Origin of the sequence: Mesorhizobium sp. M5C.F.Cr.IN.023.01.1.1 (assembly GCF_003997585.1) — a bacterium.
In the GTDB taxonomy this organism is placed as follows: domain Bacteria; phylum Pseudomonadota; class Alphaproteobacteria; order Rhizobiales; family Rhizobiaceae; genus Mesorhizobium; species Mesorhizobium wenxiniae.
Window position 1 is genome coordinate 1 of record NZ_RZSU01000231.1, and the last position, 1,348, is coordinate 1,348.

At 61.9% G+C, this 1,348-nt stretch carries 2 protein-coding genes and 1 pseudogene; 1 reads left to right on the top strand and 2 read right to left on the bottom strand.

All coding sequences use genetic code 11. The features are described from left to right. A pseudogene (locus tag EOA78_RS35480) lies at nt 1-388 on the bottom strand (hypothetical protein); the annotation flags it as partial. Continuing rightward, the gene (locus EOA78_RS35485) at nt 385-861 is read right to left on the bottom strand and encodes a hypothetical protein (protein WP_127320358.1); all 477 of its coding nucleotides are present in this window, start codon (nt 859-861) and stop codon (nt 385-387) included. The gene EOA78_RS35485 and the pseudogene EOA78_RS35480, both read right to left, overlap by 4 nt. Before the next feature lie 328 nt (nt 862-1,189). On the opposite strand from EOA78_RS35485, the gene EOA78_RS36360 reads away from it, so the two are divergent. Further along, entirely contained in the window at nt 1,190-1,330 is a 141-nt protein-coding gene (locus EOA78_RS36360) for a hypothetical protein (protein WP_164784119.1), read from the top strand. The last annotated feature ends 18 nt before the right edge of the window (nt 1,331-1,348 follow it).

The following is a 1,348-nucleotide window of genomic DNA, read 5'->3' on the forward strand; positions in this document are numbered from 1 at the left end:
AGGAGACGCCAAGTGCGTCTTTACCGCCTATGCTTACCACCAGATGAGTGGCGTCGGCTGGAAGGCGGTTTAATTGCCGGCCCACGTCCGCCATGACGCTGCCGTCAACGGCGAGCAGCTTGGCCGACCAGCCGATCGGGAGCTGCCGCAGCAGGTGGGCCAATACATCTGCTCCGCCGGCGACATAGGCGCCGTTTTCAAATACCGAATCCCCGAGAAGCACAACCTTGTTCATCATAGCCGCGTCCTCGGCGGAAATAGTTTGCCCGGTGGCAAATGCCGGTCCGGCGGCGGCCAGCAAGAAGCTTCTGCGCGATATCGGGAACTTGACCAGAAGAGGCCGCTGAAACGGAGAGGCGTTCTCTCGCCAGTCTTGGAATCCGATCAATCCGTCTTCCGCATCGCCTGCGCGATCAGTCCGCCGGCAGCCAAGCCCAGAGCAAGCGCGACATACGTGGCGGCGATCGAGCGCTTCGAAAGCACGGTCTCCCAGCCTGGTGTGAGCCGCTTCGGTACGACGAGATAATCCACGACGGCTGCAATCATGGCCACTGCCGAGGCATCGCGCAGCATCAGCAGCGGCGACCGCTGTGGGTTTCGGGCGAGCCAAGCCTCGAACGGAGCGGCCCAGAACATGGCCGAGGCATGGTGGGTGCCGAAACCCACCGCACTGTGTGCGAGGTCGGCTTTCCTGACCGCACCGGCCTTATCGCCGTGCAGCCAGTGGCTGGTGGCGTTGGTCGGCTGCAGTGCGGATTTGCCTTCGGCTTTGGCCAGAAGGGCTAGAACCGCCGCCGTCACAAAGCTTGCGACCGTGCCCGTCACGGCCGTCGAAAGTCCCACATTCAAGAGCCCGTTCACCTCAAACCTCCGCAAAACCAGTTCGCCCTTCTTTAATCACCGAACCGAACCTCGGTTCCGTATGTCGGCGATGCCGTGGCCTGAGCTGCTGGACCGGCCGTCACTGGACAGGGCCTGGCGCGAGGCAAGGCACCGATTACCGGACCCGGCTTGTGCGCGAGCACCACGATAATTTAATCATCAAGAGTCCCAGCATGCCCCTAGCGCCGGGCTTTCCATCACAATTCGCAATGAGATCAGAGATCGAGGCAAACACTGCCTTGCGGCCGGCTGCAGCAGGCCAAGTACGCTGAAGGAGTGGTCCAAAGACGTTCTGCGCCGCATTCAGATGATCTATCAGATGCCGGACAATGCGCTTAATCCCCGCCAGACCGTCGAGGAAGTGATCGCACGCCCGCTAGAATTCTATCTCGGATTCAAGGGTGCGGCTCGTGACCGGCGGCTGCCCGCGATGCGTTCGCGGCGCTGATCGCGGTCAGGTCATGAC

Excerpts from the sequence above, each read along its gene's own strand:
- EOA78_RS36360 (WP_164784119.1), top strand. The coding sequence starts at position 1,190 with ATGATCTATCAGATGCCGGACAATGCGCTTAATCCCCGCCAGACCGTC.